Source organism: Streptomyces sp. NPDC051018 (genome assembly GCF_044456085.1).
Classification (GTDB): Bacteria; Actinomycetota; Actinomycetes; order Streptomycetales; family Streptomycetaceae; genus Streptomyces.
Genome location: NZ_JBITFN010000002.1, coordinates 240,241 through 258,081 on the forward strand (window position 1 = coordinate 240,241; position 17,841 = coordinate 258,081).

At 72.4% G+C, this 17,841-nt stretch carries 15 protein-coding genes and 1 pseudogene; 8 read left to right on the forward strand and 8 right to left on the reverse strand.

Annotation, left to right across the window (positions count from 1 at the left end; genetic code table 11):
• Positions 1-14: 14 nt before the first annotated feature.
• On the forward strand, positions 15-359 hold the full coding sequence (locus ACIBCM_RS04860) for a DUF3040 domain-containing protein (RefSeq protein ID WP_399240249.1): 345 nt from the start codon (positions 15-17) through the stop codon (positions 357-359).
• A gap of 69 nt (positions 360-428) precedes the next feature.
• Here ACIBCM_RS04860 and ACIBCM_RS04865 read toward each other — a convergent pair whose 3' ends face one another.
• Both ACIBCM_RS04865 and ACIBCM_RS04870 read right to left on the reverse strand, forming a co-directional pair.
• Positions 429-1,127, reverse strand: coding sequence for a response regulator (locus ACIBCM_RS04865; protein WP_399240251.1), 699 nt, complete (start codon positions 1,125-1,127; stop codon positions 429-431).
• Positions 1,124-2,419 (reverse strand): sensor histidine kinase, encoded by a 1,296-nt coding sequence (locus ACIBCM_RS04870; protein WP_399240792.1) that lies wholly within the window; start codon positions 2,417-2,419, stop codon positions 1,124-1,126. The genes ACIBCM_RS04865 and ACIBCM_RS04870 overlap by 4 nt, the downstream gene beginning before the upstream one ends.
• 314 nt (positions 2,420-2,733) lie before the next feature.
• Between ACIBCM_RS04870 and ACIBCM_RS04875 the strand changes: the two genes are divergently transcribed.
• The 4 genes from ACIBCM_RS04875 to ACIBCM_RS04890 all read left to right on the forward strand — a co-directional run bounded on the left by ACIBCM_RS04875 (position 2,734) and on the right by ACIBCM_RS04890 (position 7,700).
• Positions 2,734-3,441, forward strand: a complete 708-nt coding sequence (locus tag ACIBCM_RS04875; protein ID WP_399240253.1) for an ABC transporter ATP-binding protein — start codon at positions 2,734-2,736, stop codon at positions 3,439-3,441.
• The gene (locus ACIBCM_RS04880) at positions 3,438-5,786 is read left to right on the forward strand and encodes an ABC transporter permease (RefSeq protein ID WP_399240255.1); all 2,349 of its coding nucleotides are present in this window, start codon (positions 3,438-3,440) and stop codon (positions 5,784-5,786) included. Before ACIBCM_RS04875 ends, ACIBCM_RS04880 begins: the two co-directional genes overlap by 4 nt.
• 304 nt (positions 5,787-6,090) lie before the next feature.
• Entirely contained in the window at positions 6,091-6,327 is a 237-nt protein-coding gene (locus ACIBCM_RS04885) for a DUF5133 domain-containing protein (RefSeq protein ID WP_399240257.1), read from the forward strand.
• A 638-nt stretch (positions 6,328-6,965) separates the two neighbouring features.
• Positions 6,966-7,700: an SDR family oxidoreductase gene (locus ACIBCM_RS04890; protein WP_399240259.1), complete on the forward strand. Its 735-nt coding sequence runs from the start codon at positions 6,966-6,968 to the stop codon at positions 7,698-7,700.
• Positions 7,701-7,781: 81 nt separating this feature from the next.
• On the opposite strand, the gene ACIBCM_RS04895 is transcribed toward ACIBCM_RS04890, so the two are convergent.
• The 6 genes and pseudogenes from ACIBCM_RS04895 to ACIBCM_RS04920 form a co-directional block, all read right to left on the reverse strand.
• Positions 7,782-8,582: an aminoglycoside adenylyltransferase family protein gene (locus tag ACIBCM_RS04895; RefSeq protein WP_399240261.1), complete on the reverse strand. Its 801-nt coding sequence runs from the start codon at positions 8,580-8,582 to the stop codon at positions 7,782-7,784.
• Between the two features lie 263 nt (positions 8,583-8,845).
• Positions 8,846-9,325 (reverse strand): OsmC family protein, encoded by a 480-nt coding sequence (locus ACIBCM_RS04900; protein WP_399240263.1) that lies wholly within the window; start codon positions 9,323-9,325, stop codon positions 8,846-8,848.
• Positions 9,326-9,335: 10 nt separating this feature from the next.
• Positions 9,336-10,211, reverse strand: coding sequence for an ABC transporter ATP-binding protein (locus ACIBCM_RS04905; RefSeq protein WP_399240265.1), 876 nt, complete (start codon positions 10,209-10,211; stop codon positions 9,336-9,338).
• A 157-nt stretch (positions 10,212-10,368) separates the two neighbouring features.
• Positions 10,369-10,602 carry a hypothetical protein gene (locus ACIBCM_RS04910; protein WP_399240267.1) on the reverse strand — a complete coding sequence of 78 codons (234 nt, stop codon included), beginning with the start codon at positions 10,600-10,602 and terminating at the stop codon, positions 10,369-10,371.
• Positions 10,603-10,875: 273 nt separating this feature from the next.
• The gene (locus ACIBCM_RS04915; protein WP_399240269.1) at positions 10,876-11,562 is read right to left on the reverse strand and encodes a FadR/GntR family transcriptional regulator; all 687 of its coding nucleotides are present in this window, start codon (positions 11,560-11,562) and stop codon (positions 10,876-10,878) included.
• Between the two features lie 273 nt (positions 11,563-11,835).
• Positions 11,836-13,631 (reverse strand): annotated as a pseudogene (locus ACIBCM_RS04920) (2-isopropylmalate synthase).
• A 187-nt stretch (positions 13,632-13,818) separates the two neighbouring features.
• Between ACIBCM_RS04920 and ACIBCM_RS04925 the strand changes: the two are divergent.
• From ACIBCM_RS04925 to ACIBCM_RS04935, 3 genes are all read left to right on the forward strand, one after another.
• Positions 13,819-14,508 carry a FadR/GntR family transcriptional regulator gene (locus ACIBCM_RS04925; RefSeq protein ID WP_399240271.1) on the forward strand — a complete coding sequence of 230 codons (690 nt, stop codon included), beginning with the start codon at positions 13,819-13,821 and terminating at the stop codon, positions 14,506-14,508.
• Between the two features lie 354 nt (positions 14,509-14,862).
• Positions 14,863-16,275: a family 2B encapsulin nanocompartment shell protein gene (locus tag ACIBCM_RS04930; RefSeq protein ID WP_399240273.1), complete on the forward strand. Its 1,413-nt coding sequence runs from the start codon at positions 14,863-14,865 to the stop codon at positions 16,273-16,275.
• Between the two features lie 221 nt (positions 16,276-16,496).
• Positions 16,497-17,822: a family 2 encapsulin nanocompartment cargo protein terpene cyclase gene (locus tag ACIBCM_RS04935; RefSeq protein WP_399240276.1), complete on the forward strand. Its 1,326-nt coding sequence runs from the start codon at positions 16,497-16,499 to the stop codon at positions 17,820-17,822.
• Positions 17,823-17,841 lie beyond the last annotated feature (19 nt).

Sequence of the window (17,841 nt, forward strand, 5' to 3'; positions counted from 1 at the left end):
GCAGGTGCAATGCCATGTCGCGAACAGTTCCTCTGAACGCATGGGAGCGGCGCGCTCTGGCCGGCATCGAGGCCGGACTGAGCCGGGACGCGTCGCTGCGGCGCAGGCTGCGCCTTCTCGGCCTCCGTGGCCGCGCCCAGCGGCTCGGCAGCAGGCCGATGATGCGTCCCGGACCGCATCTGCTCGTCCTCATGCCGGTCAGCCTGTTCCTGCTGGTGGCCGGGGTCGCCACCTCCGCCGCCGGTTTCATCTGGGCATTCGCCGGGTGCTGGCTGCTGACCGGACTCACCCTGCTCCGCCTGATGCGGAGAACCCTGCTGGGGCCGGACCGGGAGTCCCCGCCACCCCCGTTCGTCTAGGACGCCGGTCGGACGTCCGGGGACTCCGGTCCGACTCGGCGAACGCTGCGGGACGAGCGCCGCGTCCGCTTACGCCTGCTCGGCGGACTGCTCGGCGGCCTCGCGTTCACCGGCGCTGACCAGCCCCGTCTCGTAGGCGACGATGACGGCCTGGACACGGTCACGGAGCCCGAGCTTGGCGAGGATACGGGCGACATGCGTCTTGACGGTCGTCTCGGCCAGGTGGAGGCGGGCGGCGAGTTCGGCGTTGCTCAGCCCTCGGGCCAGCAGGCCGAGGACCTCCAGTTCGCGCGGGGTGAGCGAGGCGAGGTCACGGTGGAGGGAGGCGGTGTCGTCGCCGCCCCGGGTGAACCGCTGCACCAGGCGGCGGGTGATGGCGGGCGCGAGCAGAGCGTCGCCGGTACGGACCGTGCGGACGGCCGCGGTCAGCTGCTCGGGGGTGACGTCCTTGAGGAGAAAGCCGCTGGCCCCGGCGGACAGCGCCGCGTAGACGTACCGGTCGAGGTCGAAGGTGGTCAGGATGATGACGCGGGGTCGGTCCGGGGCACCGGTGAGGATGCGGCGGGTGGCCTCCAGGCCGTCCATCTCGGGCATCCGGACGTCCATCAGCACCACATCGGGACGTGTGCGGCGGACCGCTTCGACCGCTTCGGTTCCGTTGGTCGCCTCGGCGACGACGTCGATGCCGTCGGCACCGAGGATCAGCCGGAATCCGGTACGGACCAGGGTCTGGTCGTCGGCGAGGAGCACACGCAGCGGCTCGGTCACGGGGTCTCCAAGGGGATCAGGGCCTCCACACGGTAGCCGCCGGTCAGACGGTGGCCGGAGTTCAGGGTTCCGTCGTAGACGGCGAGGCGCTCGCGCAGACCGATCAGGCCCCGGCCGCTTCCGGCGCCCGCGCCCGGGTGTCCACCGGTGTCGGTGACTTCCACCCGCAGCCGCCGCGGTCCGAACTCGACGGTCACGGCCGCGGTGGCCCCGGACGCGTGTTTCACGGTGTTGGTCAGAGCTTCCTGGACCACGCGGTAGGCGGCGAGTTCAAGGCCGGGCGGGAGGGGACGGGGCGGGCCGGTCACGGTCAGTTCGACGGGCAGGCCGGTGTCCCGGACCCGTCCGACCAGAGTTTCCACCTGGGCCAGTCCGGGCTGCGGGGTCAGTTCCGCCGCGGTGCCGGCCGGGTCCGCGTCCGTGTCCGTGTCCGGCCCCTCGTCCTCGTCGGCCATGGTGAGCAGTCCCATGACATGGCGCAGTTCGGTCATGGCCGATCGCCCGCCCGCCTCGACGGCGAGCAGCGCCTCCTCGGCCTCCTCGGGCGAGGTCTTCATGATCTTGCGGGCGGCGCCCGCCTGGATGATCATCACACTGACGTTGTGCGTGACGACGTCGTGCAGTTCACGGGCGATCCTGGCCCGCTCGTGCTCGACGGCCCGGCGCAGCGCCTCGGCCTGCTCGCGTTCCAGGGCGACGAGCCGGGCCCGGCCCTCGTCGGTCCGGAGTTTCCAGGTACGCAGGCCGACGGCGGCCACGGCCATCGGGACCAGGATCAGCAGGGCGATGTACTGGTTGGGGACGATCGGTGTGAGCGAGTTCCCCGAGGTGCCGACCAGGACGACCGCCACCGGCAGCGCCACCAGGGTCGCCAACCGGTGCGGGCTGTACACCGCGGCGCTGTAGACGGCGATGACGAACGCGTAGAAGGTCAGCCGCAGGACGCTCTGCGGTGTCGCCAGTGTCGCGGCCGTCACGACGCACAGTACGGCGAGCGGGTAGCGGCGGCGCAGCGCCAGGGCACCCGAGGCGATGAACGCGAGGGTCACCATGAGGGCCAGGCCGCCGGGGCCGGACGGGCGCGAGGTGACGCTCCGCACGCCGGGCGCGATCTCACGCACCACGACCACATCGGCGTTGTCGACGCCGTAGTAGACGGTGGCGATTCCGAGCGCCAGTGCCACCAGCACGTCGAATTGCCGCGCGCGCCGGGAGGGCCGCGGCGGCGGACCGCTCGCGGGCCCGGCCTCGCGGACCGTCCGGCGCGCGCCTTCCCGCAGCCGCGCCGGCATCGTACGCGGGTCCCTCACCGGTTCGTCCTCACCGGTTCATTGTCGCCGTGGCGCCGCCTCCGCGGTGTCCGTCCCGGTGTTCATTCCCACCGCACCGGATACCTCATCCGACTACATCGCAGGGATGACGTTTCCCGGAGATCGTCCCGGCGCGGTACCGCAAGGGGTTCGGGCGGGCGACGCGTACGGGCCGGGGCCGCTCCTAGTGTTCCAGCAGCCAGCAGCCAGCAGCCAGCAGCCAGCAGCCGATGGCCTCAACGGCCGATGGCCCGAGCAGCCGACGGCCTCAACAGCCCGTACCCGAGGAGCCCTTCATGACCATGCCGGTGATCGAACTGAGCGGGGTGAGCCGACGGTACGACGACGGCCCGCCCGCGCTGCACGAGGCGTCGCTGACCGTGCTGCCCGGCGAGGCCGTCGCGATCCTCGGCCCTTCCGGCAGCGGCAAGTCCACGCTGCTCAATCTGATCGCGGGCCTGGACCGGCCCGACACGGGGACCGTCACCGTGGACGGGGTACGGGTGGACCGGCTGGGCGAAGCAGGATCGGCGCTGTACCGGCGGTCGAAGATCGGCATGGTCTTCCAGTTCTTCAACCTGCTCGACGATCTGACCGTCACCGACAATGTCGTCCTGCCCGCGCGCCTCGCGGGTACGGCGCGGAGCGAGGCGGACCGCCGCGCGGCGGAACTCCTGGAACTGCTGGGCATCGACCGGCACGCCCGCGCCTACCCGGGGCGGCTGTCCGGCGGCGAGCGGCAGCGGGTCGCCGTGGCCCGGGCGTTGATGAACCGGCCGGCGTTGCTCCTGGCCGACGAGCCCACCGGCGCCCTGGACACCGCCGCCGGACAGGACGTCGGCAGACTGCTCACCGGCCTCAACGCCGAGGGGCAGACCGTCGTCGTGGTCACCCACGACCTGGCGCTGGCCCGGTCCTGCACGAACCGTACGGTCGAGATCGCCGACGGCCGGATCACCGAAGACGTCCGGTCGCGGGCCGTAGACCCGGGGGCCGTCCGATGAGCGCGCTCGGCAGGGTGGTGCGCTCGGGGGTGGGACGGCGCCGGGTGCAGACGCTGGTGATCGGGCTCGCCACGATGATGGCGGTGGCCGCCTCGGTCCTCGGCGGATCGCTGCTCGTGGTTTCCGGCGCGCCCTTCGACGACGCCTTCGCCAGACAGCGCGGCGCGCATCTGTCCGCGCAGTTCGACGCGGGCCGGGTGAGTGCCGGGCAGCTGTCGGAGTCCAAGAACGCCGAAGGGGTGAGCGGGGCGGCCGGGCCGTTCCGTACGGTGACGGTCACCCCGCGGTTGGACGGGGCGGGCCCCGGGGGGCCGATGACCGTGGTCGGCCGGGGCGACAACGGCCGTGACGTGGACGAGGTGGCACTGCTCGACGGGCGGTGGCCGAAGCGCCCCGGCGAGATCGTCCTGTCCGCCGACACCTCGATCCTCCCCGTCCTCGGCATGGAGATCGCCTTCGCCGGCCCGTCCGGCGCTCCGGCCCTGACGGTGGTCGGTGTGGCCCGCTCGGTCACACGGACCGCCGACGCCTGGGTGGTTCCGTCCCAGATGCCGGCGCTCACCGCGCCCGGCAGCGGCGGCTACCAGATGCTCTACCGCTTCACCCACGCGGGCACCGCCGCGCAGATCACCGCGGGCGGCAAGGCCGTGACCCGGTCCCTGCCGCCCGGAGGGCTCGTCGGCGAGCAGTCATGGCTCACCGTCAAGAAGGCCGCCGAGCGCGAGACCGCCCTCTACGTCCCCTTCCTCATCGCGTTCGGCGCCCTGGGCCTCGTCATGTCGGTGCTCATCGTCGGCAACGTCGTCGCGTCGGCCGTCGGCACGGGAACGCGCCGCATCGGCATCCTCAAGGCCGTCGGCCTCACCCCGGCCCAGGTCGTGCGGGCCTATGTGGGCCAGGCGCTGATCCCGGCCGCCGTCGGTACGGCCCTCGGTGTCCTCGCCGGTCATCTGCTCGCCGTTCCCGTACTGGCCGAGACCGGGGAGGTCTACGGCACCTCGTCCCCGGCCGTCGCCCCCTGGGTCGACCTGGCGGTGATCGCCGGGGTGCTCGGCCTGGTCGCGGCGACCGCGTGGGCGAGTGCCTGGCGGGCCGGGCGGCTGCGCGCTGTCGACGCGCTCGCCGTCGGGCGTACCTCTTCGGCGGGGCGCGGCCGGTGGGCGGCCCGCCTGGCCGGACGGCTGCCGCTGCCGCAGCCGGTCGCCCTGGGCCTGGCCCGGCCCTTCGCGCGGCCCGCCCGGGCGCTGGCCATGGGCACGGCGATCCTGTTCGGCGCCATCGCCGTCACGTTCACCGTGGGGATGGGCGCCTCGCTCGGTGAGGTGATGAAGGCCAGGGCCCACGACGCCGCGGATGTCGTCGTGCCCGCGCCCCCGCCGGACTTCGGACCACGGGGCTCCGGGCCCGGGAAGCGGCCCAAGGCCGATCCCGCCGCGGTGGCCGGGGCCGTCAAGGCCGCCGCCGGAACCGGGAAGTACTACAGCGCCGCGACGGTACGGGCGACCGTGCCCGGCCCGACCGGCGCCGTCGACGTGATCGCCTTCACCGGTGACGCCTCCTGGGGCGGCTACACGATGGTGTCGGGCCGCTGGATCGACGGGCCCGGCGAGGCCGTGGTCCCGACCCCCCTCCTGGCCTCCACCGGCACCCGCGTCGGCGACACCGTCACCCTGTACGGCCTGGCCCGGCCGGTCACGGTCCGGATCGTCGGTGAGGTCCTCGACCCGAGTAACGACGGCAAACAGGTCTTCACCGACGCCTCGACCCTCACGGCCGCACGTCCCGACCCGGCGGAGACGAGCCATCACATCGCCCTCACGCCGGGCACCGATGTGACCGCCTACGTCGATGCGCTGAACAAGGACCTGGCGCCTCTGGGGGCCACGGCGCGGGCCGGCGGGCTCGACTCGGGCAGCGACATGGTGGTCACGCTCAACGCGCTGTCGTCGATCCTTACGCTGATGCTGGTCGCCGTGGCCGCGCTCGGTGTGCTGAACGGGGTGCTGCTCGACACCCGCGAGCGCGTCCGGGAGATCGGTGTCCACAAGGCGCTCGGTATGACTCCCCGGGGGACCATGGCGATGGTCCTCACCTCGGTCGCCGTGACCGGACTGGTCGCGGGCGCTCTGGGCGTACCGCTCGGGGTGGCCCTGCACGGCTGGGTCATCCCCGCGATGGGGGAGAGCGTGGGGCTCCGCCTCCCCGAATCCGTCATCGCCGTCTACCAGGCGGCCGAACTGCTCCCGCTCGCCCTCGGCGGCCTGCTCATCGCCACTCTGGGCGCGCTCCTGCCCGCGGGCTGGGCCGCCAGGGCCCGGACCGCGACGGCCCTGCGCACCGAGTAGGAGGCCGGCGTCAGCGCTCGGGCCCCGGGAACACGGCCCGGCGCCCTCACCGCAGGGTGCCCGCCCGGTGCGCTCCGGGGGTGACGCGGTCCGGGCTCCGGGCGACTCGGGGGCCGCCCGGCATCCGGTCCGGGCCCCTCGCCGAACCCGGCGGCGCGGCTGTCGCCGACCGGGCGGTCGGGCGGCCGTGCCGAAGGACAACGGATAGGCAACGGCGCGCGTGAGGAGGGGCAGCGCGGGCAGACGGAGAGGCGAGGCCCTCCGGGCCGGGTGTGCACGCTCCCGGCCTTCCTCCCGGCGTTCCATGATCGGAGAATCCCTGGTGAACACCCATCCGGCGGTCTTACGGAATCAGCTCACCACCTACGAGTCCCTGCGCGGCGAGGCCGCCGGGGACGTCGTGCCGCTGCACATATGGCGGCAGATGCAGGACGTCGCGTACGCCCTGTGTGTGTCCACCGGCGCACGGGACGTCGAGGCCGCGCTCGCCGTGGCCCGGCGCGAGCTGGACGACGACCGCGATCCGCTCACGATGACCTGAGCGGCGGCGCGTACCTCCGCGGGGGCTTCTCCGGACCCGGCGGTCACGGGCGCGCTTTCGGCCGGAGTGCCCCTGCTCCGGCCGAAGCGTCCCGGGGTAGCGGGAACGGCGCCCGGCCCGGGTGACCGTCACCGGGCCGGAGGGCACGACCGTACGGTTTCCCGTACCTGGAACCTCCGGTCCGGCGCCGGGCCCGGGGGAGTGCCCGTACGTACCGTACGCCTCCGAACCCCATGGCACCCCCGGCCCCGGCGCCCCGGTCCGGAACCGGAGCCCGGCCCGCCCCCGGCCCGCGCCGAGTGGACACCGGGGCACCCTCGACGGCCCTCCCGTACCGCGGTACGGGAGGCCGAGGAGACGTGCGCGACACGCGGACGGTGTCGGGCGGCCGGCGGGCGGAGGCCGACCTCCGGTCCTGCGGTTCGCGGTCGCCCGGACGTGCCGGCGCGGGCGGGAGGAATGGCCCGGGAGCGAGGGGGCCCGCATCGTCCCGGCATCCCGCGCGTGAGCCGGGCCCGGCCGAACCCTTTCCAGGCGTACGGCTGTCCGCGTAGGATCCTGGACAGTCAGGGTCCAGATTCAAGGCCGTCCGGGCGCAGGGGTTCCCCGTGGTCCGAGGCGCGGACGAGAGGTGGGACATGAAGGTCGCTGTGATGGGTGGTACCGGGCGGATCGGTTCGCTGGTCGTGGAGTTCCTGAACGCCGCGGGCCACGAAGCGGTGCCGCACGCGAGATCCACGGGCGTCAACCTCCTCACCGGGGAAGGGCTGGACCGGGCGCTGGCGGGCGCCGGGGCGGTCGTCGATGTGACCTCGGCGCCCGCCATCGACGACAGCGCCCGGGACTTCTTCCAGACGACGACGGGCAATCTCGTGGCGGCCGGGGCCGGGGCGGGCGTGCGCCACGCCGTCGTGCTGTCCATCGTCGGCGCGGACCTGGTACCCGACTTCGGCTACTACCGGGCCAAGGTCCACCAGGAGAACGTCCTCGCGTCCGGCCCGGTCCCCTTCACCGTCGTCCGCGCCACCCAGTTCTTCGAATTCGTCGACGACATCATGTCCTGGACCACCGACGGTGACACAGTGCGGCTGCCCGCCACCCAGATGCAGCCCATCGCCGCCGCCGACGTCGCCCGGGACCTGGCCGGCGTCGCCGTCGGCGCACCCCTGGGCGGGACCCGCAATATCGCGGGTCCCGACGTCTTCCGGCTGGACGAGCTGGGCAGGATCACCCTCGCCGCACGCGGGGACAGCCGGACCGTCACCACCGACGCCACGGCGGGCCTGTTCGCGACCATGCCCGACAAGGCCATCATCGCCAAGGAGGGGGCGCACATCACCCCCACGCACTACCGCGACTGGCTCAGGGGCTGACGGCCGGAGCCCGGACGGCGGACCCCGGACGGCCGGGGGCGGTCATCTCGCCGCCCCCGGGGCCCGCCCGGCAGGCACCGTCTATCGGTGTGTACGGGACCCCGGAACGTCCGCGGCCAGACGCCTGATCTCGCCCACGACGTACTCCGCGTGGCGGCCCGCGTCCGACAGCCGGCCGTCCCAGCTCTCCCCGATCTCCTCGTTCTCCTCGACCTCACCGAGGTACACGGCTCGCGCGTGGGCGAGTACGGGGCGGTGCGCGGGCGGCAGCCGGTCCAGGGCCCAGTCGGCCGCGGCGTCCTTGGACGTCAGGCTCCCCGTGGCCAGGGTCGTCCAGATCCGGGCGAGGGTCAGCAGGACATTGCGTGTGTCGGTCTCCAACTCTGCGAGCAGCTCCGGAACACCGGCGACGATCGCGCGCAGCAGGTCCTCCCGCGGGACGGGCGCCAGAACCTCTCCCGGCGGGGGCCCGGTCAGCGGTGCGCCGGCGCTCAGCACCATGGTGATCAGAGGGGCGAGATCGGGGTCGGGCGCCGGTGAGGGTGTCCCACCCCTCTCGTACTCGTCACGCAGCCACTCCCCGTACTGGAACTCGCGGCTCGGCGGGTAGGTCCAGGGGTTGACCCGGGACTGTACGACGATCGTCAGCTCGACCGGCCGGGCCGGCCCCCGCCGGGCCCGCTCACCCGAGAACTCCATCAGCTCCTCGACCAGCGTCCGCCGCTCCCGTGCCGTCGTCCGCCGTCGCACCACGGCGAACACATCGATGTCGCTGTGCGGTCTCAGCCCGCCGGACACGGCGGACCCGTGCAGATACATACCGATGACGTCCGTGCCGAGCACCTTGCGAACCACATGGACGACTTCTTCGTTCTGCGTCATCGCGGGTGTCCCATCCCCTGGGGATCGTCGGGCGGGCGGGGGCGGAGGGACCCTCCGGCCAGGGGCCCTCCGGCCGGGATCGTAACCAGTCCGCGGCCCCGGACCCAACGTGTTTTCCCCTGGACGCTCAGGCGGGGACGACCTCCGTCCCCACGAAACCGTGGGCTCCGGCGGACCCTTGCCGATCGGGCCCGGGCGGGGCTGTCCACCGCGTGGAGGGGGCGGCGCCCGCCTCGCGCCCGGCCCGTCGGTTCGCCCGGCCCTCAGTCCTCCGCCACCCGGATCACCGGGGCGTGGGTGATGGGGAAGTTCACCGAGCGGGCGATGAAGCACACCGCGTGGACCTCTCCGTGCAGCGCGCGGGCCTTCTCCACCGTCGACGCGTCGGCGACCGTCACCTCGGGGCGCAGGACGACCCCGCTGATCTGGCCTCCTCCGCCGCTCGTGTCCATGGTCATGGTCCCCCGGGCGTGGTCCTCGTAGTCGAGGACGGTGACGCCGCCGACGGCGCAGAGGTGGAGGTACCAGAGCATGTGGCACTGGGCGACGGAGGCGACGAGCAACTCCTCCGGGTTCCAGCGCGCGGGGTCGCCGCGGAACGCGGGATCCGAGGAGGCGGCGATCCCGGCCTTGCCGTCCGCGAGTACCTCGTGATCGCGGCTGAAGGACCGGTAACCGTCCGTACCGGACCCGAGGTTGCCCGTCCATTCGACGGTCACGTCGTAGGTATGTGCTACTGCCATGAGTGTGAGTCTAGAAGGGTCCCGGCCGCGGCTCCGGCGGGGCCGGTGGCGCCGGGGCCGCGTCACCGCGAAGACCGGTGGCGCGGCTGCCGGCGCGGGCGAGCCACCGGCCGCCGCTGTGCTCGATGTCGATGGGGAACGAGAAGCACGCGGAGACCTGTTCGCCGGTGAGTACCTCGGCGGCGGGTCCGGCCGCGAGGATCCTGCCCCCGGCGACGAGGACCGCATGGGTGGTCGAGGCCGGGAGTTCCTCGAGATGATGGGTCACCAGGACCGACGCCAGCCGCGGCTGGGCGCCGTGGAGATGGTCGAGGGTCTCCAGCAGTCGCTCGCGAGCGGCGACGTCCAGTCCCGTGGACGGTTCGTCGAGGAGCAGCAGTGGCGGGTCCGGCAGCAGGGCCCTCGCGATCAGCGTCCGGCCGCGCTCACCCTGGGACAGGGTGGTCCACGGCGCGTCGCGGATCGTGGACAGGCCGAGGGCGTCGAGGAGTTCGGCGGTGCGCCGCAGCTCGTGCGGGGCGGGCCTCCGGCGGGGTACGGGTTCGATACTGCCGGTCGCTCCCGTGAGGACGACCTGGGTGACGGTCAGCGGGGAGCGCAGCGGATGGCGGGGGTCGACATGGCCGATCGACCCCCGCAGCCCCCGCATGTCGACACGGCCCAGCCGGCGGCCCAGGACATGGACGGTGCCGCTGGTGGGGTGGTTGACCGCACCGCACAGGCTCAACAGGGTGCTCTTGCCGGCACCGTTCGGCCCCAGGAGCGCCCAGTGGTCGCCCGGCGCGATCCGCAGGTCGACATCGCGGACGAGGGCTCTGCCGTCCCGGACGAGGGCCACCCCTTCCAGCCGGAGGACTTCGGAGGGTGCGGCGGGGGCTGTCGTCATCGCTGTGCTCGGCTTTCGGGTGCGGGTGCGGGTGTTGTCCGGTTCGGTTGCGGGGTTGTCCGTGGTCGCGTCCCTGGCGGGGCCCGGGTGTGTCATCCGGGGCTGTCGCGGGCCCGGCCCGGTGCGCACGCGGTAGCTTCCGTTCCCGCAGCGTGAGTCAGAGGGCGGCGGCCGCCGGGAGGACCCCGGTCAGCAGGACGAGAACGGACCGTACGCCGGCCCGGTCCGCCGGCGTGCCGAGCAAGGGCGTTGCCAGGCCCCCGAGGAAGAGCGTCAGTCCCGGGGTGAGACCGCATGCCACGCCGATCCTGTTGGGCAGACAGGCGTGCGCCGGAGTGATCTGCGGGGCGAAGGGCAGGAACAGGGTCGTGCCCAGGAGCGCCGTCGCCACCACCACGGCCGCCGACGGCGCGAGAACGATCAGCGACAGGGCCGTCGCGGCCAGGATGCAGCCGCAGTGCAGGACGCGGAGCCGTGGCGAAGTCGCTGGCCCCGTGGGTCGCGGCCGGCACCCACGGATCCCGTGGGTTCGTGCTCTTGTTCATTGGCCACCTCAGATGTCAGACAAGTCACCACGTATTTCTGGCGGATATGGCCGTGAGGAGGGTGCGGGACGGCCGCCGCCGGGATTGCGGGATCCCGGCGCCCGGGCCGGCGGGTGCTCTCAGTTCTCCGAGGCCGCCTCGATGGTCCTGCGGACATTGGTCCGTACGGCGGCGGCCGCCGCGGCCTCGTCCTGGGCCTCGATCGCCTCCAGCAGTTCGCGGTGGGCGGTGTCGACGTCGTGGCCCTCCAGGATGGCGTCGTCGACGACGTTCCTCAGCGTCTCGGCCAGGACCGTCTCGAAGGTGGCGAAGGTCTGGCCGAGCAGTTCGTTGTGCGCCGCGTCGACGATCGCGCGGTGGAACGCGAGGTCCGCCTCCACGAACTCCCCGGAGTGGTCCTGCTGGCCGTCGATCAGCCGGTCCCTGCGGGTGAGGGCCGCGCGCAGCCGCTCCAGGTCGTCCTCGGTGCGCCGCGCGCACGCCAGGACCGCCGCCTGGACCTCCAGGGCCTCCCGGACCTCGTACACCTCGACGGTTTTGGCCTTGCGCAGCGCCGAGTCGAGTGACGGGGGCGGAGTGAGGGCGAGCACATAGGTTCCGGAGCCCTGCCGTGCCTCCAGCAGTCCCGCGTGGACGAGCGCGCGGGTGGCCTCGCGCACGGTCGAGCGTCCCACGCCGAGCTGCTCCGCCAGGCTCACCTCGCCCGGCAGCGACGTCCCGACGGGCCATCGGCCGGCGGCGAGCTGGTCGAGCAGTTGCTCCACGGCCAGCTCGACCAGCGCTCCGCGCTTGAGCGACTTCACCATCACACCTTCCGGACGGGTACGGACCTCCCCGCGAAGACTACAGATGTCTGAGGGCTTCAAGTGCCGAGACCGGTGCTCGGCGGCTCCGAAGCCCGAAGCTCGCCGGGCCGCAGCGGGGTCCGGACGGAACCTGGTCCGGACGGACCCTTCGGGGCGGGGCGACCTCTCCGGGACACCCCGGCGGTCCGTACTCCCAGCCCACCGGTCACTCCGGCGAGCCGGGGCGCGGGCGGTCGTACATGCCCGGGGGACAGCCGTAACGCGCTTGAGTGGTCAGGCACTTCCGGTGCGGTTGACGGCCGCCATCACCGCGTGGACGGACGCGGTCAGGACGGAGGCGTCCTCGCCCGCGCCCCAGCGGACGGCGTCGCCCACCCGGCACCGGGCGAAGGCGACCGCGCGGCCGCCCGGTCCGGAGGCCGGGGAGGCGGACCCGGTGCAGCCGAGGACGTCGACGGCGACGCCGAAGGCGCGGAGGGCATCGGCGAGGGCGGCCACGGGGTCGCTCCCGGTGCCCCGGCACGGGTGCTCGCGCCCGTCGGCGTACAGCGTTCCGGTGAACCGGTGCGTTCCGGGGGCGGTCCGGGAAACCGTCCAGGACCTCAGGGTGACGGCGCCGTCCAGGGCCGGGGCGAGATAGGTGGTGCGGAAGAGTTCCCACAACTGCTCGGGGGAGACCTCCCGGCCGGTGGCATCCGTGACGCGCTGCACCACCCGGGAGAAGTCCGGACGCATCTCGCGGGGCAGTTCCACACCGTGACGGGTGCCCAGCAGATGCGCGATGCCTCCCTTGCCGGACTGGGAGTTGATCCGGATCACTTCCTCATAGGTGCGGCCGAGGTCCCCCGGGTCGACGGGCAGGTACGGCACTTCCCACGGTGCCTCCTCCACGGGGACCCCCTTGGCGGCGGCGTGTTCGGCATGGTGGGCCATGCCCTTGGCGATGGCGTCCTGATGGGTGCCGGAGAAGGCGGTGTGCACGAGTTCTCCGCCGTACGGGTGCCGGGGATGAACCGGCAGCCGGTTGCAGTGCTCCACCACATCGCGCACCGCGTCGATGTCGGAGAAGTCGATCATCGGGTTCACGCCCTGCGCGTAGAGGTTCAGGGCCAGGGTCACCAGATCGACGTTGCCCGTGCGCTCCCCGTTGCCGAACAGACAGCTTTTCACGCGCTGCGCCCCGCCAGGACGGCGAGTTCGGCGCAGGCGACCCCGGTACCGCGGTCGTTGTGCGGATGGACGGAGAGGATCACGGAGTCCCGGCGTGCCAGGTGGCGGTCCATGTACTCGATCTGGTCCGCGTACACATTGGGGGTGGCGATCTCCACCGTGGCCGGCAGGTTGTGGATCACCGGTCTGTCCGGGCTCGCGTCCCACAGGGCGGTGAGGCCGTCGCACACCTCCAGGACGAAGTCCGGCTCCGTCAGATTGAAGACCTCCGGGGAGAACTCGAACCGGATGTCGGCCCCCCGCTGTTCCCCGGCGCGGCGCATCAGATGGGTGGCCGCGTCCCGGATCAGCGCGTGGACTCCGGCCCGGGAGCGGCCCAGCACCACGTCCCGCCACGCGGGCGCGGTGGCGGTGTAGAGATGGACGAGGACGCGGGGCAGCCCTTCGACCGAGGCGATGGTCCGGTCGATGAGATCCCGGCGGGCCGCGGTGAAGACGGAGACGGTCACGTCGTCGGGCACGGCGCCGCTCCGGGCCAGATCCCGGATGAAGTCGAAGTCGGTCCGGCTGGCGGAGGGGTACCCGGCCTCGATCTCCTTGAATCCCATCGCGGCCAGGAGGTCGAACATCAGGCGCTTGCGCCCGGTGTCCATGGGCTCCGCCAGCGCCTGGTTGCCGTCCCGCAGGTCGACCGGTACCCACAGCGGAGCCCGCGTGAGGCGGCGCGACGGCCAGGCCCGGTCCTTCAGGGGGAGGGCGACCCGGGTATCGGCGGGCCGGTAGCGGTGGTGCGGCATCGCGCTCGGGCGCTGGGGGTTCCAGCGTGGTGCGTCCGCGGGGATGTCACCGGAGGGAGTGCGCAGGGTGTCGAACCGCGCGGTCCCGGGGGAGGAGGTCATGGTGCGGTACTTCTTTCGGTCGTCCTTCCAGCGACCGGCGCAGCCCGGCACCCGCTGCGGGGGGTCGGTCGGACAGGGCCCCGCAGCGGCAGCGAAGGAGCAGGGGCTCGCGCAGCGGCATGACAGGTAAACTGGCCACAACAAAGTCCTCAGACAACCTGAGGAGTCTGAAGAGAGGGTGTGTCCTATGTCACTGGGTGCCTTGCGGCCGGTCCCCCTGGTCGATCAGGCCGCCGAGTACCTGCGTGAGCGGATCACCGGCGGCGACTGGCCGGTGGGTACCAAGCTCCCCGGCGAGGCGGCCCTGGCGACATCCCTCGGCGTGGGGCGCTCCACCGTGCGTGAGGCACTGCGCGCGCTCTCGGGAGCCGGGTATGTGCGGGCCCGTCACGGGGCCGGGGTCTTCGTGGTGGCGACCGACCCGGGGGCGGACTGGTCGGCGCAACTCCGCCGGGCCGCCATCACCGATGTCTACGAGGTCCGCGTCCTGGTCGAGGTCGAAGCCGTGCGACTGGCCGCCCGGCGCCGTACCGCCGACGACATCACCGTCCTCCGCGCGGCTCTGGCCGACCGCCGCAAGGCCCACGACGGCGGCACCGCCGAGTTCGTCGACGCCGACATCGCCCTGCACGCCGCTGTGGTCGCAGCCGCGAACAACCCGGTGCTCACCGGCCTGTTCGCCGAGTTCGTCCCGGCGCTGCGCCGAGGACTGATCGACCTCGTCGACCTTCTCGATCTGCGCTCCGGCGACCCCGGACACGGCGACGAGGGACACACCGCCCTGGTGGACGCCGTGGTGCGAGGGGATTCCGAGGGGGCGGGGCATGCGCTGAGGGACGAGCTGACGAGCACGCTGGCCCTGCTCCGTACGCTGTGAGAGACACTCCGCGGGACACAGCCGGCCGGACATACGCGGGGAGCCGGCGGACGGGCAGCCGACCCGCCGGCCGCTACCACAGGACGTGCCGTCGTCCCCGGGATTCCGCCCAACTGGCCGCGTGTTTGCATGCGTTCGACCGCCGGCGGATCCCGGCGCAAACTCCGCGGGTTCCACGTTCACCGGATCGGGCGAGGCTGTCCGCGCGACGGTGGAGGACCGGGAGCGGTGACCCTATGGTTCTTCTGGACCTGGACGGATTCTCCCAGGCACCGCCTCCTTTCCCTCACATCTGCACACGGTGACGTGCGTGCCCGCGCCGATCGCCGTCCTTTCGAAGGAGAGCCCTGCCCGATGACCGTGGACACCGGCCTGGAGCCGCAGCAGGAGCCGCGCCCGCAGAGCAGCCTCGGCACGGCGGCTGCCCGAAACCTCGCCACCACGACCAAGTCCGCCCCTCAGATGCAGGAGATCACCTCCCGCTGGCTGCTCAGGAGACTCCCCTGGGTGGAGGTCTCCGGAGGCCACTACCGGGTGAACCGCCGGTTGACCTACACCGTCGGCGACGGGCGGATCGATTTCGTCCAGGACGGCGCCGAGGTCCGGGTGATCCCCCGGGAACTCGGTGAACTGTCGCTGCTGCGCGGCTTCGACGACGAGGAGGTGCTGACGGCCATCGCCGGCCAGTGTGTTCAGCGCGACTTCCGGGCCGGGGAGGTGCTGGTCGAACGCGGTACCCCGGCCGATCGGATCCATCTGATCGCCCACGGCCGGATCAAACAGAGCGGCATCGGCAAGTACGGCGACGAGACCGTGATCGCCGTTCTCGCCGATGGCGACCGGTTCGGTCAGAGCGCGTTGCTGGACGCCGACGCGAACTGGAAGTACACCGCCACCGCCGAGACCGCCGGCACCCTGCTCACCCTCTCGCGGGACGACTTCGCCGCGGTGCTGGACCGCTCTCCCGGACTCCAGGCCCACATCCGGGAGTTCAGCGCGCTTCCGGAGCAGCGGCAGAACCGGCGGGGTGAGGCCGAGATCGCCCTGTCCGCCGGCCACACCGGCGAAGCCCAACTGCCCGGCGCCTTCGCCGACTACGAGCTCGAACCCCGTGAGTACGAGCTCTCCCTCGTGCAGACCGTGCTGCGGGTTCACACACGAGTCGCCGATCTCTACAACCAGCCGATGGACCAGACCGAACAGCAGCTCAGGCTCACCATCGAGGCGCTGCGCGAGCGCCAGGAGCACGAGCTGATCAACAATCGCGAATTCGGTCTGCTGCACAACGCGGCCTTCAGCCAGAGGATCCAGCCGCACTCCGGCGCGCCCACCCCGGACGACCTCGATGAGCTGCTCTGCCGTCGCCGGGGCTCCAACCTCTTCTTCGCCCACCCCAGGGCCATCGCCGCGATCGGCCGTGAGTTCAACTCCCGCGGTCTCTACCCGGACCACGTCGACCTCGGAGGACAGCAGGTCCCCGCCTGGCGCGGTGTCCCGATCCTGCCGTGCAACAAGATCCCGATCAGCAGGGAGAACACCAGCTCCATCCTGGTGATGCGAACCGGCGAGGACAACCAGGGCGTTGTCGGCCTGCGCCGGACCGGCCTTCCGGAGGAGTACGAGCCGGGACTGACGGTGCGCTTCATGGGCATCGACGAAAAGGCGATCATCTCCTACCTGGTCACCACGTACTTCTCCGCCGCCATCCTGGTTCCGGACGCCCTCGGTGTGCTGGAGAACGTGCAGATCGGCCGTACCCGCGGCTGAGACGAGCCGCGGCCGGACACGTTCCGGACGAAGGCCCCGCCCCCCGTCGGACACCCGCCGGCGCCCCTGCCCGCGGTGTACCGGCGCCGTGCGCCGCCCCCGCCCCGCCGGCCCCCGCGTCCGGGCGGTCGGAACAACTCGGGGGACCCGTGCGGCACGTGTCCGTCACGGCTGGCCGGGTACGCCTGAGAGAGACCACACCACCCCCCGAGGAGTATTGAATGCCGGCTCCTGAGCCTTCCCCTGTGCGGTCGAGCCTGCCCACGGGGGGCGCCCTGCCGTTCGCGCGTCCGGGGCCCGAGCCGCCGGTGGGGACCAGGTCCGTTCCGCAGAGCGCTCACGTCCTCACCACGGACTCCTGCCCTCCCGTTCCCGACGACGGTCCCGAACGCGATCGCGTTGCCCCGGCGGCGGGGGAGCGCGCAGCCGCGGCCATGAACGCCGATGTCCTGGAACGGATCCTGTGCGGTCCCAGCGGCCTGGGCTCGGCCGGTCTGCACCCGGCGCGACGCATGGAGCCGCCCGGGGCGGGCGAGCCCGGGAAGATCCATCAGAAGCGCCCTGAGGCCGGCAGCCCGATCCCGGGGCTGTACCACCATCCGGTGGGGGAGCCCGACCCGTCGCGGGTGACCGAGGTCAGCCGCAGGATCAAGGAGTGGGCGCTGGACGAGGTCCAGTTGTACCCACCGGAATGGGAGGACCAGTTCGACGGCTTCTCCGTGGGCCGCTACATGGTGGTCTGCCATCCCGACGCCCCCACCGTCGACCACCTGATGATCGCCGCCCGTCTGATGGCCGCCGAGAACGTGGTCGACGACTGCTACTGCGAGGACCACGGCGGCTCGCCCGTCGGTCTCGGCGGACGCCTTCTGCTGGCGCACACCGCCCTCGACCCCCTGCACACCACCCGGGAGTATCAGCCGCAGTGGGCCAGGTCACTTCACGCGGACGCCCCTCGGCGGGCCTACCGCTCCAGCATGGACTACTTCCTCCAGGCGGCCACACCGTCCCAGGCCGACCGGTTCCGGCACGACATGGCCCGGTTGCATCTGGGGTACCTCGCCGAGGCCGCCTGGCACCAGACGGACCACACGCCCGAGGTGTGGGAGTACCTGGCGATGCGGCAGTTCAACAACTTCCGTCCCTGCCCCACCATCACCGACACGGTCGGCGGCTACGAACTCCCCGCGGACCTCCACGCCCAGCCGGCCGTCCAGCGGGTCATCGCGCTCGCCTCCAACGCCACCACCATCGTCAACGATCTGTACTCCTACACCAAGGAACTCGCGAGCCCCACCCGGCATCTGAACCTGCCCGTGGTGATCGCGGAACGCGAGAGCTGCTCCGATCGCGAGGCGTATCTGAAGGCGGTCGAGATCCACAACGACCTCATGCACACCTTCGAGTCCGAGCTGGCCGCTCTGACCGCCGTCTGCCCCGTCCCGACCGCGCTCCGCTTCCTGCGCGGTGTGGCCACATGGGTCGACGGCAACCACCACTGGCACCAGACCAACACCTATCGCTACAGCCTGCCCGACTTCTGGTAAGACCCGACTTCCGGTAAGA